This window comes from Pseudomonas sp. NY15356 (assembly GCF_048068175.1).
GTDB lineage: Bacteria > Pseudomonadota > Gammaproteobacteria > Pseudomonadales > Pseudomonadaceae > Aquipseudomonas > Aquipseudomonas putida_K.
Genome location: NZ_JBLUPW010000009.1, coordinates 54684 through 77415, shown reverse-complemented (window position 1 = coordinate 77415; position 22732 = coordinate 54684). Strand labels below are relative to the sequence as shown.

Annotated in this window: 25 protein-coding genes and 2 tRNA genes; 15 read left to right on the top strand and 12 right to left on the bottom strand. The window is 64.2% G+C overall.

Annotated features, from left to right (window positions below; translation table 11 throughout):
- Positions 1 to 33 precede the first annotated feature (33 nt).
- From csrA to modA, 5 genes are all read right to left on the bottom strand, one after another.
- Positions 34 to 231 (bottom strand): carbon storage regulator CsrA, encoded by a 198-nt coding sequence (gene csrA, locus ACNFCI_RS09635; RefSeq protein WP_043211735.1) that lies wholly within the window; start codon positions 229 to 231, stop codon positions 34 to 36.
- Positions 232 to 493: 262 nt separating this feature from the next.
- Positions 494 to 1504 (bottom strand): DNA topoisomerase IB, encoded by a 1011-nt coding sequence (locus ACNFCI_RS09630; RefSeq protein ID WP_324815424.1) that lies wholly within the window; start codon positions 1502 to 1504, stop codon positions 494 to 496.
- Positions 1505 to 1561: 57 nt separating this feature from the next.
- Positions 1562 to 2650, bottom strand: coding sequence for a molybdenum ABC transporter ATP-binding protein (gene modC / locus ACNFCI_RS09625; protein WP_368829120.1), 1089 nt, complete (start codon positions 2648 to 2650; stop codon positions 1562 to 1564).
- A gap of 1 nt (position 2651) precedes the next feature.
- The gene (gene modB, locus ACNFCI_RS09620; RefSeq protein ID WP_368829119.1) at positions 2652 to 3332 is read right to left on the bottom strand and encodes a molybdate ABC transporter permease subunit; all 681 of its coding nucleotides are present in this window, start codon (positions 3330 to 3332) and stop codon (positions 2652 to 2654) included.
- Positions 3332 to 4090: a molybdate ABC transporter substrate-binding protein gene (gene modA, locus ACNFCI_RS09615; protein WP_324815415.1), complete on the bottom strand. Its 759-nt coding sequence runs from the start codon at positions 4088 to 4090 to the stop codon at positions 3332 to 3334. Before modA ends, modB begins: the two co-directional genes overlap by 1 nt.
- Before the next feature lie 179 nt (positions 4091 to 4269).
- On the opposite strand from modA, the gene ACNFCI_RS09610 reads away from it, so the two are divergent.
- From ACNFCI_RS09610 to ACNFCI_RS09570, 9 genes are all read left to right on the top strand, one after another.
- The gene (locus tag ACNFCI_RS09610) at positions 4270 to 4767 is read left to right on the top strand and encodes a PaaI family thioesterase (RefSeq protein ID WP_084855639.1); all 498 of its coding nucleotides are present in this window, start codon (positions 4270 to 4272) and stop codon (positions 4765 to 4767) included.
- A gap of 72 nt (positions 4768 to 4839) precedes the next feature.
- On the top strand, positions 4840 to 5535 hold the full coding sequence (locus ACNFCI_RS09605) for a glutathione S-transferase N-terminal domain-containing protein (RefSeq protein ID WP_084855638.1): 696 nt from the start codon (positions 4840 to 4842) through the stop codon (positions 5533 to 5535).
- A gap of 220 nt (positions 5536 to 5755) precedes the next feature.
- A complete protein-coding gene (locus ACNFCI_RS09600; protein WP_084855637.1) occupies positions 5756 to 6142 on the top strand; it encodes a DUF488 domain-containing protein in 387 nt (128 codons plus the stop codon).
- 22 nt (positions 6143 to 6164) lie between these two features.
- A complete protein-coding gene (locus ACNFCI_RS09595) occupies positions 6165 to 6599 on the top strand; it encodes a GNAT family N-acetyltransferase (RefSeq protein WP_084855636.1) in 435 nt (144 codons plus the stop codon).
- Positions 6600 to 6741: 142 nt separating this feature from the next.
- Positions 6742 to 7125, top strand: a complete 384-nt coding sequence (locus ACNFCI_RS09590; RefSeq protein WP_324812708.1) for a helix-turn-helix domain-containing protein — start codon at positions 6742 to 6744, stop codon at positions 7123 to 7125.
- A gap of 58 nt (positions 7126 to 7183) precedes the next feature.
- Positions 7184 to 7822: a UvrY/SirA/GacA family response regulator transcription factor gene (uvrY, locus tag ACNFCI_RS09585; RefSeq protein WP_084855634.1), complete on the top strand. Its 639-nt coding sequence runs from the start codon at positions 7184 to 7186 to the stop codon at positions 7820 to 7822.
- 6 nt (positions 7823 to 7828) lie between these two features.
- On the top strand, positions 7829 to 9652 hold the full coding sequence (uvrC, locus tag ACNFCI_RS09580) for an excinuclease ABC subunit UvrC (RefSeq protein WP_084855633.1): 1824 nt from the start codon (positions 7829 to 7831) through the stop codon (positions 9650 to 9652).
- A 33-nt stretch (positions 9653 to 9685) separates the two neighbouring features.
- Positions 9686 to 10246 carry a CDP-diacylglycerol--glycerol-3-phosphate 3-phosphatidyltransferase gene (gene pgsA / locus ACNFCI_RS09575; RefSeq protein ID WP_084855632.1) on the top strand — a complete coding sequence of 187 codons (561 nt, stop codon included), beginning with the start codon at positions 9686 to 9688 and terminating at the stop codon, positions 10244 to 10246.
- A gap of 64 nt (positions 10247 to 10310) precedes the next feature.
- Positions 10311 to 10386: transfer RNA gene (locus ACNFCI_RS09570), tRNA-Gly, on the top strand.
- Between the two features lie 174 nt (positions 10387 to 10560).
- On the opposite strand, the gene ACNFCI_RS09565 is transcribed toward ACNFCI_RS09570, so the two are convergent.
- The 3 genes from ACNFCI_RS09565 to nhaR all read right to left on the bottom strand — a co-directional run bounded on the left by ACNFCI_RS09565 (position 10561) and on the right by nhaR (position 13145).
- Positions 10561 to 10731 (bottom strand): hypothetical protein, encoded by a 171-nt coding sequence (locus ACNFCI_RS09565; RefSeq protein ID WP_324812703.1) that lies wholly within the window; start codon positions 10729 to 10731, stop codon positions 10561 to 10563.
- 205 nt (positions 10732 to 10936) lie between these two features.
- Positions 10937 to 12148 carry a serine/threonine transporter SstT gene (gene sstT, locus ACNFCI_RS09560; protein ID WP_084855631.1) on the bottom strand — a complete coding sequence of 404 codons (1212 nt, stop codon included), beginning with the start codon at positions 12146 to 12148 and terminating at the stop codon, positions 10937 to 10939.
- Positions 12149 to 12251: 103 nt separating this feature from the next.
- Positions 12252 to 13145, bottom strand: coding sequence for a transcriptional activator NhaR (gene nhaR, locus ACNFCI_RS09555; RefSeq protein WP_084855630.1), 894 nt, complete (start codon positions 13143 to 13145; stop codon positions 12252 to 12254).
- Between the two features lie 135 nt (positions 13146 to 13280).
- Between nhaR and ACNFCI_RS09550 the strand changes: the two genes are divergently transcribed.
- Both ACNFCI_RS09550 and ACNFCI_RS09545 read left to right on the top strand, forming a co-directional pair.
- Positions 13281 to 13520 (top strand): hypothetical protein, encoded by a 240-nt coding sequence (locus ACNFCI_RS09550; RefSeq protein WP_324812696.1) that lies wholly within the window; start codon positions 13281 to 13283, stop codon positions 13518 to 13520.
- 26 nt (positions 13521 to 13546) lie between these two features.
- Positions 13547 to 14299 carry a TerC family protein gene (locus ACNFCI_RS09545; protein WP_084855628.1) on the top strand — a complete coding sequence of 251 codons (753 nt, stop codon included), beginning with the start codon at positions 13547 to 13549 and terminating at the stop codon, positions 14297 to 14299.
- A 135-nt stretch (positions 14300 to 14434) separates the two neighbouring features.
- On the opposite strand, the gene ACNFCI_RS09540 is transcribed toward ACNFCI_RS09545, so the two are convergent.
- Complete coding sequence (locus ACNFCI_RS09540; protein ID WP_172402976.1) at positions 14435 to 14611, bottom strand: hypothetical protein; 177 nt, start codon at positions 14609 to 14611, stop codon at positions 14435 to 14437.
- Between the two features lie 213 nt (positions 14612 to 14824).
- Here ACNFCI_RS09540 and ACNFCI_RS09535 point away from each other — a divergent pair, with 213 nt between their 5' ends.
- Positions 14825 to 15499 (top strand): peptidase C39 family protein, encoded by a 675-nt coding sequence (locus tag ACNFCI_RS09535; protein ID WP_368829118.1) that lies wholly within the window; start codon positions 14825 to 14827, stop codon positions 15497 to 15499.
- 114 nt (positions 15500 to 15613) lie between these two features.
- On the opposite strand, the gene ACNFCI_RS09530 is transcribed toward ACNFCI_RS09535, so the two are convergent.
- A complete protein-coding gene (locus ACNFCI_RS09530; RefSeq protein ID WP_368829117.1) occupies positions 15614 to 16897 on the bottom strand; it encodes an NAD(P)/FAD-dependent oxidoreductase in 1284 nt (427 codons plus the stop codon).
- Between the two features lie 204 nt (positions 16898 to 17101).
- Here ACNFCI_RS09530 and ACNFCI_RS09525 point away from each other — a divergent pair.
- A tRNA-Val gene (locus ACNFCI_RS09525) sits at positions 17102 to 17178 on the top strand.
- Positions 17179 to 17257: 79 nt separating this feature from the next.
- Here the strand turns inward: ACNFCI_RS09525 and ACNFCI_RS09520 are convergent.
- Positions 17258 to 17980 (bottom strand): FMN-dependent NADH-azoreductase, encoded by a 723-nt coding sequence (locus tag ACNFCI_RS09520; protein WP_368829116.1) that lies wholly within the window; start codon positions 17978 to 17980, stop codon positions 17258 to 17260.
- 112 nt (positions 17981 to 18092) lie between these two features.
- On the opposite strand from ACNFCI_RS09520, the gene ACNFCI_RS09515 reads away from it, so the two are divergent.
- Positions 18093 to 18983 carry a LysR substrate-binding domain-containing protein gene (locus tag ACNFCI_RS09515; RefSeq protein ID WP_368829115.1) on the top strand — a complete coding sequence of 297 codons (891 nt, stop codon included), beginning with the start codon at positions 18093 to 18095 and terminating at the stop codon, positions 18981 to 18983.
- Here the strand turns inward: ACNFCI_RS09515 and ACNFCI_RS09510 are convergent.
- A complete protein-coding gene (locus tag ACNFCI_RS09510) occupies positions 18973 to 21531 on the bottom strand; it encodes an excinuclease ABC subunit A (protein ID WP_368829114.1) in 2559 nt (852 codons plus the stop codon). The two genes, ACNFCI_RS09515 and ACNFCI_RS09510, sit on opposite strands and share 11 nt — an antisense overlap.
- A 254-nt stretch (positions 21532 to 21785) precedes the next feature.
- Between ACNFCI_RS09510 and ACNFCI_RS09505 the strand changes: the two genes are divergently transcribed.
- Positions 21786 to 22727 (top strand): pirin family protein, encoded by a 942-nt coding sequence (locus ACNFCI_RS09505; RefSeq protein WP_368829113.1) that lies wholly within the window; start codon positions 21786 to 21788, stop codon positions 22725 to 22727.
- Positions 22728 to 22732 lie beyond the last annotated feature (5 nt).

The window sequence follows — 22732 nt, the reverse complement described above, 5'->3', positions numbered from 1 at the left end:
CAAGCGCATCCGTGCGGCTCGAGGCAAGGGCGGTCAGTGCTGGTCGTCGTTTTTCTCCGGGGCCGGGTTGCCTGCCTGGATGCGTTTGAAGATCTCTTCGCGATGGACCTGGACATCCTTTGGTGCATCGATACCGATCCTCACTTGCATCCCTTTGACTCCCAGAATGGTGACTTTGATGTCATCGTCAATGACGATGCTTTCGCCAACCTTGCGGGTGAGTATCAGCATGTAGTTCTCCTTGGTGATGATGTAGTCCGCGCGGCCTTTTACCGCAGCGGTGGGAGCTGGTCCCTCTTCCTTCTCATTAAAGACGCTTTCGGCGAAGAGTAATTCCCCCGCAGATAAATTCTGTTACTTGTCTTCAGTCGCAGGTGCCGAAACCAACCGTAAGGTGATGCGGCGAAGGCGCTCGATGGCAAGGATAGGGGGCTGGCGGCCAGATGGGAAATTTCTCTGCTAGATAGAGTAAATAGAGCAATACAATAAGCGTTTATTTCGTTAACGCCTGTAGGAAAAGTAGCAATGACGCCTCCTCAGGCTCCAGCCCCCGGCGAGGCTTGACCCGTGGCAAGGCGGCCAGCCGCCCCTGCTGGTAATGGTCGAGCACGGCGGGGTGAATGTAGCAGCGCCGACAGACCGCGGGTGTATTGCCCAGGCGTGCAGCTACCTGTCGGACAATCGCCGCGACCTGGCGCCGGGCTTCGCTTTCCGACTCCCAGGCCAGGGGGCGCAACAGGTCCAGGGCCAGGACGCTACCTGCCCAGGTGCGGTAATCCTTGGCGGTGAAGTCGGCACCGGTCAGCTGCTGCAGGAACTGGTTGACCTCGCTCGACCCCACCGCATGGCGCTGGCCGTTTTCGTCCAGGTATTGGAAGAGCGTTTGCCCAGGCAGATCCAGGCAGCGCTTGATCAGCCGCGCCAGGCGCCGGTCACGCAAGCTGACATTGTGCTCGACGCCCCGTTTGCCTCGGAACTGAAAGCGTATGGTACTGCCCTCGACACTGACGTGGCGGTTGCGCAGGGTGGTCAACCCATACGACTTGTTCTCTTTCAGGTATTGCCGGTTGCCGATACGAATCAAGGTACTGTCGAGCAGGCTGACCACCAGGGCCATGACCCTCTCCCGATCCAGGCCAGGCCGCGCCAGATGCTGTTCCAGCTGCCGACGCAGGTCGGGCAGTACCTGGGCGAAGGCCAGCATGCGGTCATATTTGTGCTGGTCGCGCAGTGCCCGCCATTGCGGGTGGTAGCGATACTGCTTGCGCCCGCGGGCATCGCGGCCGGTGGCTTGCAGATGGCCCTGAGGGTCGGGGCAGATCCATACCTGGGTGTAGGCCGGTGGTATCGCCAGGGCGGCGATGCGGGCGAGGGTCTGGGCGTCACGTATGCGCTGGCCTTCGGTGTCGAAATAATGGAAGCGGTCGCGCCAGCGGCGCCGGCTCAGGCCAGGTTGGCTGTCGTCTACGTAATGAAGCGCTGCAGGCAGCGGGCAATCGAGCATGGGCGGTTGTCCATCGAACGGTCACAGATCAATGGACAACGGCCCCCAGGCCATTGCTCAGCCCAGCAGCGCCACCGACTTGATCTGCGCCCACAGCATCTGGCCTGGGTGCAGGTCGAGGTGGTCGGCCGAATAGCGGGTGATACGTGCCAACAACGGGCTGCCAGAGGCATCGAGGCTCACCAGGACGTGCGCCGGATTGTCCGCCGGGCGGCATTCGCGGATACGCACCGGCAGGCGGTTGAGGATGCTGGATGCATGGTCGGCACCCAGCGCCAGGCTCACGTCGCGGGCCTGCACTTTCAGGCGCAGCGGCTTGCCAAGGGTGAGCGCAGGGTGTGCGATGCGTAGCAGCGGCCCGTCGCTGCCGTGCAGACGCACATCGAACAATTGGTAATGCGCATCATGGCCGACCACGACGCCTTCGAGCACCACGCCGGCGTCTTCGCCCTGGGCGAGGGGCAGGTCCAGGCGCGCCAGGGTTTCGCCGACCGGGCCGCAGGCCAGGGCGCGGCCCTGCTCCAGCAACACCAAGTGGTCGGCCAGGCGCGCCACTTCATCCTGGGCATGGCTGACATAGACCAGCGGGATCTCCAGTTCATCGTGCAAGCGTTCCAGATAGGGCAGGATCTCGCGTTTGCGCGGCGCATCCAGTGCCGCGAGCGGCTCATCCATCAGCAGCAGGCGGGGGCTGGCGAGCAAGGCGCGGGCAATGCCGACCCGTTGCGCCTCCCCCCCCGACAGCGTCGCCGGCCGGCGCTCGAGCAGCTCGCCGATACCCAGCAGGTCGCAGGCATGGGCCAGGCTGACCTTGCGTCCGTCTCGGTCGATACGTCGCCAGCCGAATTCCAGGTTGCCACGCACCGACAGGTGGGGGAACAGGCTGGCTTCCTGGAATACATAGCCCAGCGGCCGTTTGTGCGGTGCCAGGAAAAAGCCGCTGGCGCTGTCCTGCCAGACGTCGCCATTGACCTCGATATAGCCGTCGGCTCGCTCCAGCCCGGCCAGGCAGCGCAGGCAGGAGGTCTTGCCCGAGCCGGAGTGGCCGAACAGCGCGCTGACGCCGCGCCCGGGCAGGTGCAGGTCGACATCCAGGGTGAAGTCGCCGCGCGCCAGCTTCAGGCGCGCCAGGATCGATGGGTGCATGTCAGCTCCAGCCTGCCTTGCCACGGCGCCCGGCATAGAGCGTCAGCAGCACCAGGAACGAGAACACCAGCATGACACCGGCCAGCCAGTGGGCCTGCGGGTAGGCCATGGCCTCGACGTGATCGAAGATCTGTACCGAGACCACGCGGGTCTTGTCGGGGATGTTGCCGCCGATCATCAGCACCACGCCGAACTCGCCTACGGTATGGGCGAAGCCCAGGACACTGGCGGTGACGAAGCCGGGCCTGGCCAGCGGCAGTACCACATGGATGAAGGTGTCCCAGGGGCTGGCGCGCAGGGTCGCGGCCACCTCCAGCGGCCGCTGGCCGATGGCGCTGAAGGCGTTTTGCAAAGGCTGCACCACGAACGGCATGGAATACACCACCGAGCCGATCACCAGCCCTGCAAAGCTGAACACCACGCTGCCCAGGCCCACGGCCTCGGTCGCCTGGCCGATCCAGCCGTGGGGGCCGAGGGCGATCAGCAGGTAGAAGCCGATCACGGTCGGTGGCAGTACCAGGGGCAGGGCCACCACGGCCCCGATCGGCCCGCGCAGCCACGAACGGGTACGCGCCAGCCACCAGGCGATCGGCGTACCCAGCACCAGCAGGATCACGGTGGTCAGGCTGGCCAGCTTGAGCGTCAGCCAGATCGCGCCCAGGTCAGTGGCGTCCAATGGCATCAGATGTCATACCCATAGGATTTGATCACCGCGACTGCCTTCGGGCTCTTGAGGTAGTCGACCAAGGCTTTGGCGGCCGGGTTGTTCTTGCCTTTATCGAGGATCACCGCGTCCTGGCGGATCGGGTCGTGCATTTGCGCCGGGACGATCCACGCCGAGCCGCTCTGCACCTTGCCATCCTTGTAGACCTGCGACAGGGCCACGAAGCCCAGTTCGGCATTGCCGGTGGAGACGAACTGGAACGCCTGGGTGATGTTCTGGCCCTCCACCAGCTTGGGTCGGGTGGCTTCGGCGAGGCCGAGCTTGTCGAGCACCTGGGTGGCGGCCAGGCCGTAGGGCGCGGTCTTGGGGTTGGCGATGGACAGGTGCCGGTAGTCGCCGATCTTCAGGACTGCGCCTTGCGCGTCCACATAGCCGGGCTTGGCCGACCACAGCGCCAGGGTGCCGATGGCATAGGTGAAGCGGGAGCCGGGAACGATGCGCTTTTCCTGCTCGAGCTTGGCCGGGGTGCTGTCATCGGCGGCGAGGAACACGTCGAACGGAGCACCGTTGCGGATCTGCGCATAGAACTGACCCGTGGCGCCATAGGCGGCCACCAGCTTGTGGCCGGTGTCTTGCTCGAAGGCCTTGGCGATGGCCTGGATGGGCGCTGTAAAGTTGGCCGCTACAGCCACCTGGACGTCGTCGGCCCAGGCGCTGTTGCAGGTGATCAGGCTGGCCAAGGCACTGGTAGCCAGGAACGGTAGGCGGATGCGCATGGGGTGGTCCTTGCTGGGTGGGTATCGTTATGGCGTCAACTATATAGCGATCGAGTGCTGGCCGGGAAGGGGCTGGAGCGTCAGGGGCGGCCCGGCCGGAAAGGGCATTGGCGGGCACCGGGGCAGGGCGCTACCATCGGCGGCGATGTCCTTCCCACTTCAACAAGCACAGGAAGCGTATGAACGAACAAGCTCTCTCTTTGCAGGAGCTGGCGGCCCCGGAAGGCACGTGCTTCGGCTGCGGTTGCTCCCATCCCAGCGGCCTGCACCTGAAAAGCCATTGGGACGCCGACGGTATCCACCTGCTGTGCCGGCATTCCCCCGACAGCGGTTTCATCGGTTGGCCGGGCCTGGTCTATGGTGGCCTGCTGGCCATGCTGGTGGACTGCCATTCCAACTGGACCGCCATGGCCTACCACTACCGTGCCGAAGGGCGCGAGCCAGGCAGCCTGCCGCGCATCGACTGCGTCACCGGCACGCTCAACCTGACCTACCTCAAGCCCACCCCGATGGGCGTCGAGCTGCTGCTCAAGGCCCGGGTGGAAGGTGAGGTAGGGCGCAAGAGCCGGGTTGTCTGCGAGGTTTGGGCTGGTGACGTGCTGACCGTCACCGCCGACTCGCTGTTCGTCCGGGTGGATACCGAGAAACTCAAGCTCAAGGCCCACGGCCAGGCGTGACTGTACGGGGAAGTAGCCGGCGCGGCGGGTTGGTTCTAGAGTGATAGGTCCATTTCTCCCAAGGGTTGACCCATGACCGATCTCGGCGCATTCCCCATTACCCGCAAATGGCCGGCGCAGCATCCCGAGCGCCTGCAGCTGTACTCACTGCCCACGCCCAACGGTGTCAAGGTATCGATCATGCTGGAGGAGATCGGCCTGGCCTACGAGGCGCACAAGGTCAGTTTCGACAACGACGAGCAGATGAGCCCCGAGTTCATCTCCTTGAGCGCGAACAACAAGATCCCTGCCATCCTCGATCCTAACGGGCCGGGTGGCCAACCTTTGCCGTTGTTCGAGTCTGGGGCGATCCTGCAGTACCTGGCCGAGAAGACCGGCCAACTGCTCAGCCAGGACCCGGCGACCCGCTACCAGACGATTCAGTGGCTGATGTTCCAGATGGGCGGCATCGGGCCGATGTTCGGCCAGGTGGGCTTCTTCCATTTCTTCGCTGGCAAGGCGTACGAAGACAAGCGCCCTCGGGACCGCTACGTCAACGAGTCGAGGCGCCTGCTGGGCGTGCTCGACCGGCATCTGAACGGCCGAGAATGGATGGTGGACGAATACAGCATCGCCGATATCGCGATCTTCCCGTGGGTGCGCAACCTGGTTGAGCGCTACAACGCCCGGGAACTGGTGCATTTCGACGAGTTCAAGGACGTCCAGCGCGTGCTGGCCAACTTCCTCGCGCGCCCCGCTGTGCAGCGAGGCCTGACCATCCCAGGCTGAGCCCAGCCCCTGGGTATACAGCCCCGCGGGAGTGGACTTGTCCCGCGATCAGGCCAGGCCGGCTAATCACCGTCGCCTGGCAAGGGCTTCGCCCTTGATCGCGGCGCAAGGCCGCTCTCGCACAGATGCTGCACAATTTCCCTCACAGCCCATGCCTGCGCGTGACCTCGGTCAATGTTCGCCCTAGGCTTGTCAGGAAAGAATGGCCCAGGAGAACACGATGATCCGCTGCAAGCGTGTCTATGACCCGATCGAGGATGGCGACGGCCAGCGGGTGCTGGTCGATCGCCTGTGGCCGCGCAACAAGCGCAAGGAGGACCTGCACGGTCAATGGGCCAAAGAGGTGGCGCCCTCCGATGCCTTGCGCAAGGCGTTCCATCATGGCGAGGTCGATTTTGCCGGCTTCACCGAACGCTACCAGCAGGAACTGGCCGCCCACCCCGAGCATTGGTACCCGCTGCTGGACCTTGCTGCAAAAGGGCCTCTGACCCTGCTGTATGCGGGCAAGGACACCGAGCACAACAATGCCCAGGTGCTGGCCGCCTGGCTGGAGGATGAGCTGGAGCGTCGTGGGCCGGGTAGCTCGCCGGTGTGCTACGCCCACTAGCCGTCATGGGAGAAGGCTGCCGATGCCCTTTGAACTGACCCCGGCCAGCGATGCCCATTGCACCTTCGCCCGGGACCTGACCCGTCGGGCCATGCTGCCTTACTACCGCGAGTTCGACTTGCTGTGGATCGAGGAAGCCTTCGACGAAGCCTGGCACTGGCGCGAGCAATGGCTGGTGGTGGAGGGGAAGCGCCTGCTGGGCTACTGCAGCCTCAGCCAGGATCGCCAGGCCTTGTTCATCCGCGAGCTGCACTTGCTGCCTGAATACCGTGGCCAAGGCGTAGGTGGCTGGGTGCTGGAGACCTTGGCCGGCTGGACGGCCCAGCGGCACCTGCCATTGCTGCGGCTGATGGTGTTCCGCAGCAACCCGGCCCGTAGGTTGTACAGCCGGCACGGCTTCGTCGAAATGGGCGAGGACGAATGCTTCGTCCGGATGCAGCGCACGATTGGTGGCTGACTGGTCGGGCAATTTCTGACTGATAGCCCAACGATGGCTTGCACAGATTGGATCCTAAAAGGCATAGTGCCATCTGGGTTGTCGACCATTCACTCGAAGGTCGCGCTGCATCGTAGTCGAAGGACAAGAGGAAGGGAGTCGCATGAATGGATTTGGCCCGCGCCTGCGGGAGGAGCGTGAGCGTCTGGGGCTGACCCAACGGGTGTTCGGCGAGATCGGCGGCGTCGAGCCCAATGCCCAAGGCAAGTATGAAAGCGGCGAGCGTACGCCTCGGGTCGACTATCTGGCTGCCTTGGCGAACCGAGGCGTGGATGCCCTCTACGTGCTCAGCGGTGTGCATACGCCTGCTCCCCTGGCCAGCCTCACCCTCGAGGAAGACCGCCTGCTGGGGATCTTCCGGCGCCTGCCCGAGGCAGACCAGGCCGCGGTACGACATCTGTTGAGCCGCCTGTCCGTCGAGGTGGGTGAGCGAGAAGCGCCGAGAATGCGCAAGATGGACCGGCAGGCACTTTTCGAACTAGGTTAGCGGCGGGAAAGTTTGTTAAGGTGGCGGGATCCAATCGCCCCATTGACGAGGTGTCTGCTTGATTAGGGTCTTGGTGGTCGATGATCACGATCTGGTGCGTACTGGCATCACCCGCATGTTGGCCGATATCGACGGCTTGCAGGTAGTAGGTGAGGCGGATTCCGGCGAGTCGGCGCTCAAGCTGGCTCGCGAGCTGAAGCCGGACGTAGTCCTCATGGACGTGAAAATGCCAGGGATCGGCGGCCTGGAGGCGACCCGCAAGCTGTTGCGCAGCCATCCGGACATCAAGGTAGTCGCGGTGACCGTGTGCGAGGACGACCCGTTCCCCACCCGCCTGATGCAGGCCGGCGCTGCCGGCTACCTGACCAAGGGCGCGGGCCTGGATGAAATGGTCCAGGCCATCCGCCTGACTTTTGCCGGGCAGCGCTATATTAGCCCGCAGATCGCCCAGCAATTGGCGCTCAAGTCGTTCCAGCCCCAGGGCTCGCCGTTCGATGCGCTGTCGGAGCGGGAGATCCAGATCGCCTTGATGATCGTCGGCTGCCAGAAGGTGCAGATCATCTCGGACAAGTTGTGCCTGTCGCCCAAGACCGTCAATACTTACCGTTATCGGATCTTCGAAAAACTCTCGGTCACCAGCGACGTCGAACTGACCTTGCTGGCCGTTCGCCACGGTATGGTTGACGCGAACCTGTAAACCTTCATGTCACAACTCTTCGATGCCAGCGCCTTCCTGGCGACCTGCAGCGGTCGCCCCGGTGTCTACCGGATGTTCGACGCCGAGGCGCGGCTGCTCTACGTGGGCAAGGCCAAGAACCTCAAGAAGCGCCTGGCCAGCTACTTCCGCAAGACCGGCCTGGCGCCCAAGACCGCTGCACTGGTGGGGCGCATCGCCCAGGTCGAGACCACCATCACCGCCAACGAGACCGAGGCGTTGCTGCTGGAGCAGACACTGATCAAGGAGTGGCGGCCGCCCTACAACATTCTGCTGCGCGACGATAAATCCTACCCCTACGTGTTCTTGTCTGACGGCCAATTCCCACGCCTGGGCATTCACCGTGGCGCCAAGAAAGCCAAGGGGCGCTACTTCGGCCCATACCCCAGCGCCGGCGCCATCCGCGAAAGCCTGAGCCTGCTGCAAAAGGCCTTCTCGGTGCGCCAATGCGAGGACAGCTACTACGCCAACCGCACCCGGCCGTGCTTGCAGTACCAGATCAAGCGGTGCAAGGGCCCATGCGTGGGGCTGGTGGCGCCAGAGGAGTACGCCGAGGACGTGCGCCATTCGGTGATGTTCCTCGAAGGCCGCAGCCAGCAGCTGGGCAACGAGCTCAATGCGGAAATGGAAAAGGCCGCCATGGCCCTGAACTTCGAGCGGGCGGCCGAACTGCGCGACCAGATCGCCTTGCTGCGCCGTGTCCAGGATCAGCAGTACATGGAAGGTGGCTCGGGCGACGTTGACGTGGTGGCCGCCTTCGTCAACCCGGGCGGTGCCTGCGTGCACCTGATCAGCGTGCGGGGCGGGCGGGTACTGGGCAGCAAGAACTTCTTCCCCCAAGTGGGTATCGAGGAAGACGTGGCCGAGGTGATGGCCGCCTTCCTGTCGCAGTACTACCTGGGTAATGCCGAACGTGAACTGCCAGGCGAGCTGATCGTCAACGTGACCCACGAGGACTTTAACGCCCTCGCCGAGGCCGTGCAGACCCTGCGGGGCCGTGAGCTGGCCATCAGCCATCGGGTACGTGGCACGCGGGCTCGCTGGCAGCAATTGGCGGTCACCAATGCCGAGCAAGCCCTCAACGCTCGCCTGGCCAACCGCCAGCATATGGCTGCCCGCTTCGAGGCCCTGGCCCAGGTGCTGGGCCTGGACGAAGTGCCCCAACGCCTGGAGTGCTATGACATCAGCCATTCCAGCGGCGAGGCCACCGTGGCCAGCTGCGTGGTGTTCGGCCCCGAGGGCCCGCTCAAGTCCGACTACCGCCGTTTCAACATCGAGGGCGTGACTGCCGGCGACGACTACGCTGCCATGCACCAGGCGCTGACCCGGCGCTTCGGACGCATCAAGGACGGCGAGGGCAAGTTGCCGGATGTGCTCCTGGTGGACGGCGGCAAGGGGCAGCTGAACATGGCGCGCGAGGTCATGCAGGAACTGGCCCTGACCGACCTGACCTTGCTTGGCGTGGCCAAGGGCGTGACCCGCAAGGCTGGTTTCGAAACCCTGTACCTCAACGACGTGGCTCATGAGTTCACCCTCAAGGGTGACTCCCCAGCGCTGCACCTGATCCAGCAGATCCGTGATGAAGCCCACCGCTTCGCCATCACCGGCCACCGTGCCCGCCGCGGCAAGGCCCGTCGCACCTCGAGCCTGGAGGATGTAGCCGGGGTAGGGCCCAAGCGCCGCCGCGACCTGCTGAAACATTTCGGCGGCCTGCAGGAACTCAACCGCGCCAGCATCGACGAAATTGCCAAGGCGCCAGGCATCAGTAAAAAGCTTGCCGAGTCGATTTATGCCAGCCTGCATAGCGAGTAGAATGCCACCCTCAACCTGCAGCCAGTCGTGCCGATGAATATTCCAAACCTGCTCACCGTTCTTCGCGTCCTGCTCATCCCGATCTTCATCCTGTTGTTCTATATGCCCTATCACTGGAGCTATATCGCCGCCAGCACGGTGTTCGCCATCGCTGCCGCCACCGACTGGCTCGACGGCTACCTGGCCCGTCGCCTGCAGCAGAGCACGCCCTTCGGCGCCTTCCTCGACCCGGTGGCAGACAAACTCATGGTTGCGGTGGCCCTGGTGTTGCTGGTGCAGGTGCATGCCAACTTCTGGCTGACTCTGCCGGCCGCGGTGATCATCGGCCGCGAGATTGTCGTTTCGGCGCTGCGCGAGTGGATGGCCGAGCTCGGGGCGAGGGCGCATGTGGCGGTGTCCAACCTCGGCAAATGGAAAACCGCCGCGCAGATGCTGGCGCTGGTGATCCTGCTCGCCAACCCGCCGGTGCTCAACGCCTGGGTGGTGCTCGGCTATGGGCTGCTGCTGGTCGCGGCGGGCCTGACCCTGTGGTCGATGGTCCACTACCTGGTCGCTGCCTGGCCGCACCTGCGCGAAGGCACCGAGCAGAAGTAAAAGTTTTTTTGAATCAAGGGGTTGACGTCGTTTGGCAGATCGCTAAAATGGCAGCCATCACGACGCGGGAATAGCTCAGTTGGTAGAGCACGACCTTGCCAAGGTCGGGGTCGCGAGTTCGAGTCTCGTTTCCCGCTCCAAATTCGATCCTTCAAGTTCTTGTAGGGTCACCGGAAAAGAGGCCTGATGGCCTCTTTTTTTATGCCTGCGATTTTGCAGCAGGGCTTGCCGTCAGGCTCCATTGCACAGCCGCACAAGGCGCTGTCGCGATGCCGGACGTCCTCATGGGCTTGCCCTGGTTCTCTTCTGTTCCGTTACGCAATAAAGTCCGACTCGGCCGGCGGTTCTGCCTGCGCGTCCTGCTGAATGGTGTTGTAGACAGCCAGGCCACACACGCCGCACAGCCCTACAGTGGCAAGCACGATATCGCCCAGGATCATGCCGACGATCAGCAGCATCAGGCTCAGGCGGAAAAGAGTGGTCATGGCTGCCTCCCTGGCAGTTGAGGTGAGGCCTCAACGATAACGCTCGGGCTCCAATTACGCAGCCGAATTTGGGGAGGATGGCAGTCCATCCATCTGAAATGGCCGATTGGTCCCGCAGGATGCGGCCGCTTGGCCTCAAGGTAGAAGTGTGTGGCACTGCATCCGTCCTTGATGCAGTGCCCGAAGGCGTGTGCCTGTGGGCACGTCAGGCCCGCTGACGCTCCTCGCCCATACAGGCCGCGGCAGTGAACAGCACGTCGGTGGATGAGTTGAGCGCAGTCTCTGCCGAATCCTGCAGCACGCCGATGATGAAGCCGACCGCCACCACCTGCATGGCGACTTCGCTGGGAATGCCGAACAGGCTGCACGCCAGTGGGATCAGCAGCAGCGAGCCGCCGGCCACGCCCGAGGCGCCGCAGGCGCACACGGCCGCCACTACGCTGAGCAGCACAGCGGTGGGAAGGTCCACCGGAATGCCCAGGGTGTGCACCGCAGCCAGGGTGAGGACGGTGATGGTGGTCGCCGCGCCGGCCATGTTGATGGTCGCGCCCAGGGGGATCGATACCGAGTAGGTGTCCTCATGCAGGCCGAGCTTTTCCGACAGGGCCAGGTTGACCGGGATGTTGGCCGCCGAGCTGCGGGTGAAGAAGGCGGTGATGCCGCTTTCGCGCAGGCACATCAGCACCAATGGGTAGGGGTTGCGGCGGATCTTCCAGAAGACGATGAGCGGGTTGACCACCAGGGCCACGAACAGCATGCAACCGATCAGCACGGCCAACAGGTGCGCGTAGCCGAGCAGGGCGTCCAGGCCCGATTCGGCCAAGGTCGCGGCCACCAGGCCGAAGATCCCCAGTGGCGCGAAGCGGATGACCATGCGCACGATCAGGGTGACGCCGTTGGACAGGTCTTCCACTACGGTGCGGGTGGTCTGGCCGGCGTGGCGCAGCGCTACGCCCAGGCCGACGGCCCAGGTCAGGATGCCGATGAAGTTGCCGTTCAACAGGGCATTGACCGGGTTGTCCACGGCGCTGAGCACCAGGTTCTGCAGAACCTCGCTGATGCCGCCCGGTGCCGTGAGCGCGGCTTCGCTGGCGCGCAGGGCCAACTGGGACGGGAAGGCCATGCTGGCGACCACGGCCACCACAGCGGCAGCGAAGGTGCCGAGCAGGTACAGCACCAGGATAGGGCGGATGTGGGTTTCCTGGCCGTGCTTGTGGTTGGCGATCGAGGCCATTACCAGAATGAACACCAGGATCGGCGCCACGGCCTTGAGCGCTGAAACGAAGAGTTTGCCCAGGAAGCCCAGCGTGATCGCCGTGGCGGGTGACAGCAAAGCGATTGCGATACCGGCCACCAGGCCGATGCAAATCTGCGTCACCAGGCTGGTGCGGTTGATGAAGCGAAGGACGGGGGTCATGCAGCAGAATCTCGTTCTTGTAAAACCGGCCACTTTAGCACAGACCGGTGTAGGCCTGTTCCGAACCCATCGCCGGCTTGCCGGCGAGTGGGGGTATCAAGGATCACCAATGGAACAGCTCCCGCCGTGCCCCCTCGGTGATGGCCACGATCCCGGGGTGGGTCACCTTGCGTTCCACCGAAATGGCATAGAACGACTCGTTCACCGCTTCGGTCTGGCCGATCAGGCGCACCCCATATTGCCGGCAGACTTCCTCGGCAATCACACTGGGCGCGACGAATATACCGCTACCGGACTGCCCGAAGGCCTGCATCAATGCGCTGTCGTCGAACTCGCCGATGATGCGTGGCTGTACGTGCTGTTCCGCCAGCCAGCGCAGCAGGCGGCTGCGCAGCACGGTTTCCTGGCCGGGAATCAGCAAGGGCGCATCATCCAGACAGGCGGGGAAGGGCTGGTCGTGCTGGTCGGCCAGTGCCGGGGTGGCGAAGAAGCTCAGGCCGCATTCGCCGAGCTTCTGGCTATAGCCTTTGATATCCAGATGGCTGGGCATAGGGCTGTCGGAGATCACCAGGTCCAGGCGCTGGATCGCAAGGTCGGCGAGCAGACGCTCGAGCTTGTCTTCACGGCAGTTGATGCGCAGCACGTTGTCCAGCTCCATGGTCGGGGCCAGCAAGCGGTAGACGATGGACTTGGGGACCACGTCGGCCACGCCTACGCGAAACAGGATCTGCTCCTGGGGGCCGGCCCGCAGCAGGGCTTCGAGTTCGCTGCCGATCTGGAACATCTGCTCGGCGTAGCCCAGGGCCTGGCGGCCGGTCTCGGTCAACTCCAATTGCCGGCCGACCCGCTGAAACAGCTCCAGGCTGTAGGTCTGCTCGAACAGGCTGATCTGCCCGCTGATGGTCTGTGGCGTGAGGTTCAGTTGCTCGCTGGCGCGGGCGATGCTGCCGGTCTTGGCCACCACCCAGAAGTAGTGGAGTTGGCGGTAGTTGAGCATCCGCTGGGGTCTCTGTTCGTAAAAACCGAAGTATAACCGCTGAAAATACGAATTTTCCTGATGTATCGCGGTCTTTAGAATGCGACCCCATCAGGCGTTTCGTGCGCCGCCGGGATATCGACAAGCGAGGACCCCATGTTGCAATTCAAATCCATTGGCACGCCGCTGGTGCTGGCCTTGGCCCTGTTCAGCCTGGCAGGCTGCGACCAGGCCGAGAAATCCGCCCAGCAGATGCTCAACCAGGCTGCCGAGTCGGCCAAACAGGCCATCGACAAGACCAACGAGGCTGCCCAGCAAGCCCTGAGCGATACCCTTCACCCTGAGGGTACCCAGCCCAAGGCCGACGCCAACCAAGACAAGACCCAGGGCATCTGAGCCCGGCCCGCTGAAAGGATTTGATAATGGAATATTTGCTGGAACTGGCTGCAAGCCCCGCCGCCTGGGTTGCTCTGGCCACCCTGGTGGCCATGGAGATCGTGTTGGGCATCGACAACCTGATCTTCATCTCCATCCTGACCAACAAGCTGCCGCAGGCCTACCGCTCCAAGGCGAGACGCATCGGTATCAGCATGGCGCTGGTCATGCGCCTGGCGCTGCTTTCGACCGTGGCCTGGATCGTCCAGCTGACGGAGCCGGTGATCGACGTGTTCGGCCACAGCTTCTCGTGGAAGGACATGATCCTCATTGCCGGTGGCCTGTTCCTGCTGTGGAAGGCGACCAAAGAGATCCATGAAAACGTCGACCCTCACGGCGCCAAGGAAGAAGCCAAGGCCGGCTCGACCGTGACCTTGGGCTTCGCCGCCGCGATCGGCCAGATCCTGATGCTCGACATCGTCTTCTCGATCGACAGCATCATCACCGCCGTGGGCATGACCGAACACCTGCCGATCATGATCATCGCCGTGATCAGTGCCGTGGTGGTGATGCTGGTGGCGGCCGACCCGCTGGCCAAGTTCATCAACGACAACCCGACCGTGGTGATGCTGGCCCTGGGCTTCCTGATCATGATCGGCATGACCCTGATCGCCGAAGGCTTCGGTGCCCATGTGCCGAAGGGGTATGTGTACGCGGCGATGGCATTCTCGACGGCGATCGAAGTGCTCAACATCATGGCGCGTCGGGCGCGGCTCAAGCGTGAGGCTGCCGAAGGCTGATGCAAGAAGGGGCGCACGGCGCCCCTTTTCGCGACACAAAGCCGCTGCCACAGGTACAGCACGATGGGGTGTGTTGTACCTGTGGCAGCGGCTTTGTGTCGCGATAGGGCTGCATGGCAGCCCGAGATCATCCGGTCAGTGCGCCCCTGCATGGCGCCGCGCATGGCGCGCAGGTTGTGGCTTGGGCGGGGTCTGTGGCGGCAGGTGGTGATGGGCGTGGCGGCGCACGATGCGCAATACACCCCACAGCATGGCGGCGGCGACGCTCAACCACATTCCCACCAGCATCAGGATTGCCATGGTCAGGCTCATATGTGCCTCCTTCGCTCGGGCGGGCGCGGGGCTCGCCTTCCAGACACTGCTTTAGTCTAGCTCGCAGCCCGTGACGTTCCATTGACCGAAGGTCTATTCCCTTGGGCCGTTTCGTTCCAAGCAGGCCCCGGGCTATACCCAGGCACGCGCCAGGCCTATGATCGGAGCCCGGGGCCGGGCGCTGCCTGCCTGGCGAGGAACAAGCGAGTGTCCATGTTGCAACGAACCTTCACTTCCACACGCTGCCTGCTGGCCGCTTGCCTGGTCGCCACCAGCCTCGCCGGTTGCGCCGGCGGCCCGTCGCCGATCGCCAAGGGCCTGCCGCAGCGGGTCGAGATCAGCAGCATGCCGTTCTACCGTGGCAAGGCCAACCACAGCGGCGCCATGGCCTTGGCGGCACTGCTGTCGCAACAGGGCGTCGTGGTGACCCCCGGTCTGCTGGACAAGCCCTTGAACCTGCCGCAGGGCGCCGATGCGTTGGGGCAGCGCATTCCCAAGGTGGCCCGTGAATACGGCATGGTGGTCTATCCCCTGGACAAACGCCTGGATGCCTTGCTGACCCAGGTGGCAGCGGGCAATCCGGTGCTGCTGCGCTACGAGGAGGGGTCGGCCTGGTGGAGCGAACCGCGCTATGCGGTGCTGATCGGCTATGACAGCTACAAGCAGCGCGTGCTGTTGCGCTCGGGGATGCAGCGTCGCCAGTTGATGGCCTTCGATGACTTCGAAGCTGCGTGGGCGAAGGAGGGGAATTGGGCGGTGCTGGTACAACCACCGCGGCAACTGCCGGCCCAGGTGGACCGGCAGCGTTGGCTGCAGGCGGCCGATGAGCTGGCCAGGGCGGGCCAGGAGATCGCGGCGAAGCAGGCCGTTCGCAGCATAGGGCAGTAATCGCGCTGGCCTCATCGCGGACAAGCCCGCCCCCACAGGATCTTGGATCGGCCTGTAGGGGCGGGCTTGTCCGGGGCGCCGAAGCGCCGAGGTCGGGCCTAGGCAGGCGACAAATCAGATACCCAGGCGGTCCCGCAGGCTGTAGTACCAGGCACCCAGCGCGCTGAACGGCACGCGCAACAGCTGGCCACCCGGGAACGGGTAGTGCGGCAGGCCGGCGAAGGCATCGAAGCGCTCGGCCTGGCCGCGCAGGGCCTCGGCCAGCACCTTGCCCGCCAGATGGGTATAGGTCACGCCATGGCCGGAGCAGCCCTGGGAGTAGTAGATGTTGTCGCCGATACGGCCGACCTGCGGCAGGCGCGACAGGGTCAGCAGGAAGTTACCGGTCCAGGCGTAGTCGATCTTCACGTTCTTGAGCTGCGGGAAGGCCTTGAGCATCTTCGGGCGGATGATCGCCTCGATGTTCGCCGGATCACGGGCACCGTACACCACGCCACCGCCGAAGATCAGGCGCTTGTCGCTGGTCAGGCGGTAGTAGTCGAGCAGGTAGTTGCAGTCCTCGACACAGTAGTCCTGGGGCAGCAGGGTGCGAGCCAGTTCTTCGCCCAGCGGCTCGGTGGTGATCACCTGGGTGCCGCATGGCATGGACTTGGCGGCCAGTTCCGGCACCAGATTGCCCAGGTAGGCGTTGCCAGCGACGATGATGAACTTGGCGCGCACCTTGCCTTGCGGGGTGTGCACGACCGGGCTGGCGCCACGCTCGATGCGCACGGCCGGGGTCTGTTCATAGATGATGCCGCCCAGCGACTCGACTGCGGCGGCTTCGCCCAAGGCCAGGTTCAATGGGTGGATGTGGCCACCGCTCATGTCCAGCATGCCGCCGACATAGTTGTCGCAGGCCACCACTTCACGGATGCGCTTCTGGTCCATCAGCTCCAGCTGGGTGTGACCGAAACGCTCCCACAGGCGCTTTTGCGACTCCAGGTGGCCCATCTGCTTGGCGGTGAGGGCGGCGAAGACACCGCCGTCCTTCAGGTCGCACTGGATGTTGTACTTGGCCACGCGCTCACGGATGATGCGGCCGCCTTCGAAGGCCATCTGGCCCAGCAGTTGTGCCTGCTTAGGACCGACGGTGCGTTCGATGACATCGATGTCGCGGCTGTAGCTGTTGACGATCTGGCCGCCGTTGCGGCCCGACGCACCGAAGCCGACCTTGGCCGCTTCGACGATGCTCACCTTGAAGCCGTTCTCCAGCAGGAACAAGGCGCTGGACAGGCCGGTGTAGCCGGCGCCGATGATGCAGACATCGGTCTCCACCTCACCCTGCAGCGCCGGACGTGGCGGCACCGGGTTGGCCGAGGCGGCGTAGTAGGACTGGGGGTAGGGGGTGTTGGCCATGCTAAGGAAACCTCGTGTTTTATATTTTTAACGAATGTACCGATGCTATCAATAATAATAAACACCCGCTAGTCGTCCGTTGAAAATCCTTTACTCGGCCCCTGGGCAGGCTCCTTTCGCTAAATAGTTTTAGGATTCAGTGGGTTAGCGTGAAAAAAACAGTTGACAGCCGTTTGGGAACGCGTAGAATGCGCCCACATCGACAGGCACATAGCTCAGTTGGTTAGAGCACCACCTTGACATGGTGGGGGTCGTTGGTTCGAGTCCAATTGTGCCTACCAAACAAAAGCCCCGGTTTTCCGGGCGTGAGAAGGGCGATCCGAAAGGGTCGCCCTTTTTTTGCTTTTTTAACTGTCGTTATTACGCCGGTACACCTGTCTCACGAGCGGCCGAGGTGGGGGCGGGGGACGGTGAACCGCTACCCAGTTTCTCCACCAACCGGTCCACATTCGTCTCCGCCTGCCTGATCGATTCCGCCAGGCGCTCGTCACCGAACTCGTCGTATTCGATGTACGCACCATGGGTATCGGTCACGCCAATGTAGGCGAACGCCGTGCGGATCGAGGCCTCGACATGGTTGCGCTCGCCCAGGCGCCCACCCGCCTGGTAGCCGTAGTCTCCCCGTGATGACAGGATCACCAGGCGCTTGCCGGCATCGGCCAGCAGTGGCCAGTAGGGCTCGCCATGGCGGCTGCGGTCGAAGCCGAAGGTGCGCCCCACCCGCACGATGTTGTCGATATAGGCCTTGAACTGTGCCGGCGGACCGAAGTTGTACATCGGCACGCCGACCACGATCAGGTCGGCCTCAAGCAGTTCGTCGATCAGCATGTCGCTGGTGCGCAATACCTCGTGCATCCAGTCCTGGCGTGCGGCTTCGGGGGTGAACGCCGCATGTATCCAGCGACCGGAGACAGGGGGAGGGGGCTGCTGGCCCACGTCACGGTAGATCACGTTCGTATCTGGGTGGCGCGTAATCCACTGCTCGACGAAGCGTGCGCTCAATCGCCGGGTATGCGAGCCGTGGGGCGTCGTGTCGGATGCGCCCGGACGGGCACTAGCATCGATGTGTAGAAGCGTGGTCATGGGCAAGACTCCTTATGGATGACGTTTGTTCATTGATGAGGAGTCTGTGTTGAAAGCTCTCGGGCTACAAACGATGATTGTTCAGTCAACAGATGATCTGGAGTCATCCATAATGGCCATTCGCCTTCCGTCCCTGAGTGCATTGCGAGCCTTTGAAGCGGCAGCGCGGCTGCGCAGTTTCAAGAAGGCTGCCGATGAACTGGCCGTGACCGCGACGGCGATCAGCCACCGCATCAGAGTGCTGGAAGATGACCTCGAGCGCCCGCTGTTCGTGCGCAAGGTGCGTGCGGTCGAGCTGACAGCAGACGGGCTGGTATTGGCCGCGGCGGTGAGCAGCGGGTTCCAGGCAATGGCCGGTGCAGTGGAGCAGATACGCAGGCCTCGCCGGGCGTCGGTCACCTTGTCGGCGACGCCCGCGTTCGCCACCAAGTGGCTGGTACCCAAGCTGGCGGCGTTCCAGCACGCGCATCCGCAGATCGACCTGCATGTGCTGGCGTCCAACGCGCCGGTCGATCTGGATAGTGGAACCGTCGACCTGGCGATCCGCTATGGGCACGGCCGCTACCCGGGTGTCACGGCCAGGTTGCTGCTCGAAGACCGCTTTGCGCCGGTCGCCAACCCGGCCCTGCTCGCTCGGGTTGGCAAGGATGTGGCGCAATGGCCTTTGATTCATTTCGATTGGCATCGACCGCAAGCGCTGGACCTCACGTGGCGCGCCTGGGCACGGGCGAAGGGGCGCGCGGCCGGAGACATGTCGACGGGCATACGCTATTCCGAGGAAAGCCATGCCATCCAGGCTGCCGTGGCCGGGCAGGGTGTGGCGCTGTTGAGCGTGCTGCTGGTCGAGGAAGAACTGCGCATGGGCGTGTTGCAGGTGGCAGACGAGCCGGTGCTGGAGGGTATGTCCTATCACCTGCTGAATACCGACCGCCGCCCCCTGTCGGAAGCGGCGGCGCTGGTGCATGCCTGGTTGATGGACGTGGCGGGCTCCGTCAGCGCTTAGTCGCGCCGCGTGCAAGTTCCTGGGCCAGGTAAGGTGCCGTGCGGCTGCCCTGAGCCTGGGCCACCTCATGTGCGGGGCCGGCTGCCACGATGCGCCCGCCGGCGTGGCCGGCGCCTGGCCCGATGTCGATGACCCAGTCGGCCTGCGCCACCATGCGCATGTCGTGTTCGATCATCACCACGCTGTTGCCGGCCTCGACCAGGCGTTGCAATTGCGCCATCAAGCGGTCGGCATCGGCCACGTGCAGGCCGGTGGTGGGTTCGTCGAGTACATACAGGGTGCGGCCGCGCTGGCTGCGTTGCAGCTCGGTGGCCAGCTTGATGCGCTGCGCCTCGCCGCCGGACAGCTCGGTGGCCGGCTGGCCCAGGCGCAGGTAGCCCAGGCCGATTTCGCGCAGCACCTGCAGCGAGCGCAGCACGGCGTCTTCACCGGCAAAGAAGTCGCAGGCCTGCTCGACGGTCATGCGCAGCACGTCGGCGATGCTGCGGTCGTGCCAGCGTATCGCGAGGGTGTCTTCGTTGTAGCGGTCGCCATGGCAGGTGGGGCAGGGGGCGTAGACGCTGGGCATGAACAACAGCTCGACGCTGACGAAGCCTTCACCTTCGCAGGTATCGCAACGGCCCTTGGCCACATTGAACGAGAAGCGGCCCGCGTCGTAACCGCGGCGACGGGCTTCGGCGGTGGCGGCGAACAGCTTGCGGACCGGATCGAACAGGCCGGTGTAGGTGGCCAGGTTCGAGCGTGGGGTGCGGCCGATCGGCTTCTGGTCCACCTGTACGACGCGCTGTACGGCATCCACGTCGCCGCCCAGGTGGCCGTGGGTGCGCTCGATCACCGTGGGCCCTTCGGGCGCAGCGTCGCTATTGTCGGTTTCCGGCTCGTGCCCAAGATGCAGCAGCATCAGCTCTGGCAACGCCTGGGCTGCGAGGCTCGACTTGCCGGAGCCGGAGATACCGGTGACCGCGGTGAGCACGCCCAGCGGTATACGGGCATCGACCCCCGCCAGGTTGTGGCGATGAATAGTGTTCAGGGCCAACCAACCCGTGGGCACACGGGCTCGGCTGGCAGGTGCGGGCGATTGGTCGAACAGGTAGCGGGCGGTGTGTGAGCCGGCCACTTCGCGCAGGCCTGCCGGGGCGCCGCTGTAGAGCACCCGTCCGCCGCGTTCACCGGCATCCGGGCCCACGTCCACCAGCCATTGGGCCCGACGCATCAGTTCCAGGTCGTGCTCCACCACGAACACCGAGTTGCCGGCGTCGCGCAGGCGGTCGAGGGCGTCGTAGAGCGCCTGGCTGTCGGACGGGTGCAGGCCTGCCGAGGGTTCGTCGAGCACATAGACCACACCGAACAGCAGCGCACTCAACTGGGTGGCCAGGCGCAGCCGCTGCAGCTCGCCTGTCGACAGGGTCGGCGTGGCACGGTCCAGGGTAAGGTAGCCCAGCCCCAGGTGTCGCAGGGTGCGCAGACGACCCAGTACGCCTTCGGCCAGGCGCCGGGCGGCCAGCTGTTTTTCTGCCGACAGCGCGTCGTGGCTGTCGGCTTCGCCGCGACTGGCCGGTTCGAGCAGGCCTGCCACCTGGTCCAGCGGCATGTGCGCCAGGGTACCGATATCCACCCCGGCGAAAGTCACCGACAGCGCCTCGGGCTTCAGGCGCTTGCCGCCGCAGGTGGCACAGGGTTGGCCCTCCATGAAGCGTGACACGCGTTTGCGCATCAGGGCGCTCTGGGTATTGGCGAAGGTATGCAACACATAGCGCCGGGCGCCGGTGAAGGTGCCCATGTAGCTGGGTTCGAGCTTGCGTTTGAGCGCTTCGCGGGTTTCGGCGGGGGACAGCCCGGCATACACCGGCACCGTGGGTGTTTCTTCGGTGAACAGGATCCACTCGCGGTCTTTCTTCGGCAGGTCCTTCCAGGGGCGGTCCACGTCGTAGCCGAGAGTGACCAGGATGTCACGCAGGTTCTGCCCGTGCCAGGCCGGTGGCCAGGCGACGATGGCCCGGTCGCGGATGCTCAGGGTCGGGTCAGGTACCATGGTCGCTTCGGTGACTTCATACACGTGGCCCAGGCCATGGCAGGCCGGGCAGGCGCCCTGTGGGGTGTTCGGCGAGAAATCCTCGGCATACAGCATGGGCTGCTCGGGCGGGTAGCTGCCAGCGCGTGAGTACATCATCCGCACCAGGCTGGACAGGCCTGTCACGCTGCCGACCGAAGAGCGCGCGTTGCTCGCCCCACGCTGTTGCTGCAACGCGACCGCCGGCGGCAGGCCCTCGATGGCATCGACGTCCGGAATACCCACCTGGTCGATCAGGCGCCTGGCGTAGGGCGCCACCGACTCGAAATAGCGGCGCTGGGCCTCGGCGTACAGCGTGCCGAAGGCCAGCGAAGACTTGCCTGAGCCGGACACCCCGGAAAACACCACCAGCGCATTGCGCGGGATGGCTACATCCACGTCCTTCAGGTTGTGTTCACGGGCGCCCCGCACCACCACGTAGCCGTCTTCGGTCGAGACGCAGGGGGCACCGGTGGGTGAAGACAACTTCTGGGTCATGGAGGGGCTCGGTATGCGGCAAAAAGGTCTACGTTAGCCAATAACCCTCTGGCGCGCCTACCCCAGGCCGTCAATGGTGAGACGAGGAGCGCCCTTTCGTGGGCGTGGGTGTTCACCAAATGGAACGCTGAAGGGTGATGTGTCGATCTACCGCGCGGCCCGTTGGGCAACTACTGTATAGGGTCGGAGCCGTTACAAGGCGAAGGCCGCACCTTTCGCAGGCACATGCGGCTTGCACGCCACAGGAGCAGTACATGAGCACCCACGAAACCCACAGTGAGTTGTCGCCCTCGCGCGATTGTCCGATCAACGATGGGGTCCGGGCGATCCAGCGGATTACTTCGCGCAGTGCCGAAGTCGGCGGCGGCATTCCCGTCAGCCGCCTGTTGCCTTCTCGGCACCGGCGAATGATTGGCGCCTGGTGTTTCCTGGACCATGCTGGGCCGGCGGTCTTCGAGTCGGATCATGGTTTGCGCGTAGGGCCGCACCCACACATCGGCCTGCAGACCTTTACCTGGATGATCGAAGGCCAGGTGTTGCATCGCGACAGCCTGGGCAACACCCAGGTGATCCGTCCCGGCCAGGTGAACCTGATGACTGCCGGATACGGGATCACGCATACCGAGGAATCGCTCGAGGGGCAGGATCGGTTGCATGCCGTACAGTTGTGGATCGCGTTACCGAACGCGGCACGGGAGCGCCCGCCGGCCTTCAACCATTATGCGGACCTGCCGAAATGGCGGGTCGATGGCTTGGAGCTGACCCTATTGGCCGGGGCATTCGACCAGTACAAGGCGCCTACCTGCATCTTCTCGCCTCTGGTAGGCCTGGACTTGGTGGCCCAGAGCGCAGTGGATACCGGGCTTGCCCTGGATGCCCGGTATGAATATGGCGTGCTGCCCTTGAGCGGGCAGTGGCGGGTCAATGGCGAAGTATTCGGCGAAAACGAGCTCGCCTACCTTGGACGCGGCCTGGACACCCTCGACCTTGAGGCTTCTGCCGGCGCACGTGCCATTGTGCTGGGCGGCTTGCCGTTCGAGGAGGAAATCTTCTTGTGGTGGAACTTCGTCGGCCACAGCAAGGCCGAGATCGCCCAGGCCCAGGAAGAATGGGAGCGGGGTGGTGCCAGGTTTGGCGAGGTCAGCGGTTTCGATGGGCCGCGCCTGACCGCGCCGGCCATTCCCTGGCAAGCATGAGGCGC

Bases quoted from the DNA above. Each gene is read 5' to 3' on its own strand.
- ACNFCI_RS09590 (WP_324812708.1), top strand. From the start codon at position 6,742: ATGAATGGATTTGGCCCGCGCCTGCGGGAGGAGCGTGAGCGTCTGGGG.
- modA (WP_324815415.1), bottom strand. From the start codon at position 4,090: ATGCGCATCCGCCTACCGTTCCTGGCTACCAGTGCCTTGGCCAGCCTG.
- ACNFCI_RS09505 (WP_368829113.1), top strand. From the start codon at position 21,786: ATGAGCACCCACGAAACCCACAGTGAGTTGTCGCCCTCGCGCGATTGT.
- ACNFCI_RS09520 (WP_368829116.1), bottom strand. From the start codon at position 17,980: ATGACCACGCTTCTACACATCGATGCTAGTGCCCGTCCGGGCGCATCC.
- ACNFCI_RS09535 (WP_368829118.1), top strand. From the start codon at position 14,825: ATGTTGCAACGAACCTTCACTTCCACACGCTGCCTGCTGGCCGCTTGC.
- ACNFCI_RS09545 (WP_084855628.1), top strand. From the start codon at position 13,547: ATGGAATATTTGCTGGAACTGGCTGCAAGCCCCGCCGCCTGGGTTGCT.
- ACNFCI_RS09530 (WP_368829117.1), bottom strand. From the start codon at position 16,897: ATGGCCAACACCCCCTACCCCCAGTCCTACTACGCCGCCTCGGCCAAC.
- pgsA (WP_084855632.1), top strand. From the start codon at position 9,686: ATGAATATTCCAAACCTGCTCACCGTTCTTCGCGTCCTGCTCATCCCG.
- sstT (WP_084855631.1), bottom strand. From the start codon at position 12,148: ATGACCCCCGTCCTTCGCTTCATCAACCGCACCAGCCTGGTGACGCAG.
- ACNFCI_RS09515 (WP_368829115.1), top strand. From the start codon at position 18,093: ATGGCCATTCGCCTTCCGTCCCTGAGTGCATTGCGAGCCTTTGAAGCG.
- modC (WP_368829120.1), bottom strand. From the start codon at position 2,650: ATGCACCCATCGATCCTGGCGCGCCTGAAGCTGGCGCGCGGCGACTTC.
- ACNFCI_RS09630 (WP_324815424.1), bottom strand. From the start codon at position 1,504: ATGCTCGATTGCCCGCTGCCTGCAGCGCTTCATTACGTAGACGACAGC.
- ACNFCI_RS09595 (WP_084855636.1), top strand. From the start codon at position 6,165: ATGCCCTTTGAACTGACCCCGGCCAGCGATGCCCATTGCACCTTCGCC.
- ACNFCI_RS09540 (WP_172402976.1), bottom strand. From the start codon at position 14,611: ATGAGCCTGACCATGGCAATCCTGATGCTGGTGGGAATGTGGTTGAGC.
- nhaR (WP_084855630.1), bottom strand. From the start codon at position 13,145: ATGCTCAACTACCGCCAACTCCACTACTTCTGGGTGGTGGCCAAGACC.
- modB (WP_368829119.1), bottom strand. From the start codon at position 3,332: ATGCCATTGGACGCCACTGACCTGGGCGCGATCTGGCTGACGCTCAAG.
- ACNFCI_RS09605 (WP_084855638.1), top strand. From the start codon at position 4,840: ATGACCGATCTCGGCGCATTCCCCATTACCCGCAAATGGCCGGCGCAG.
- csrA (WP_043211735.1), bottom strand. From the start codon at position 231: ATGCTGATACTCACCCGCAAGGTTGGCGAAAGCATCGTCATTGACGAT.
- ACNFCI_RS09600 (WP_084855637.1), top strand. From the start codon at position 5,756: ATGATCCGCTGCAAGCGTGTCTATGACCCGATCGAGGATGGCGACGGC.
- ACNFCI_RS09610 (WP_084855639.1), top strand. From the start codon at position 4,270: ATGAACGAACAAGCTCTCTCTTTGCAGGAGCTGGCGGCCCCGGAAGGC.
- ACNFCI_RS09550 (WP_324812696.1), top strand. From the start codon at position 13,281: ATGTTGCAATTCAAATCCATTGGCACGCCGCTGGTGCTGGCCTTGGCC.
- uvrC (WP_084855633.1), top strand. From the start codon at position 7,829: ATGTCACAACTCTTCGATGCCAGCGCCTTCCTGGCGACCTGCAGCGGT.
- ACNFCI_RS09510 (WP_368829114.1), bottom strand. From the start codon at position 21,531: ATGACCCAGAAGTTGTCTTCACCCACCGGTGCCCCCTGCGTCTCGACC.
- ACNFCI_RS09565 (WP_324812703.1), bottom strand. From the start codon at position 10,731: ATGACCACTCTTTTCCGCCTGAGCCTGATGCTGCTGATCGTCGGCATG.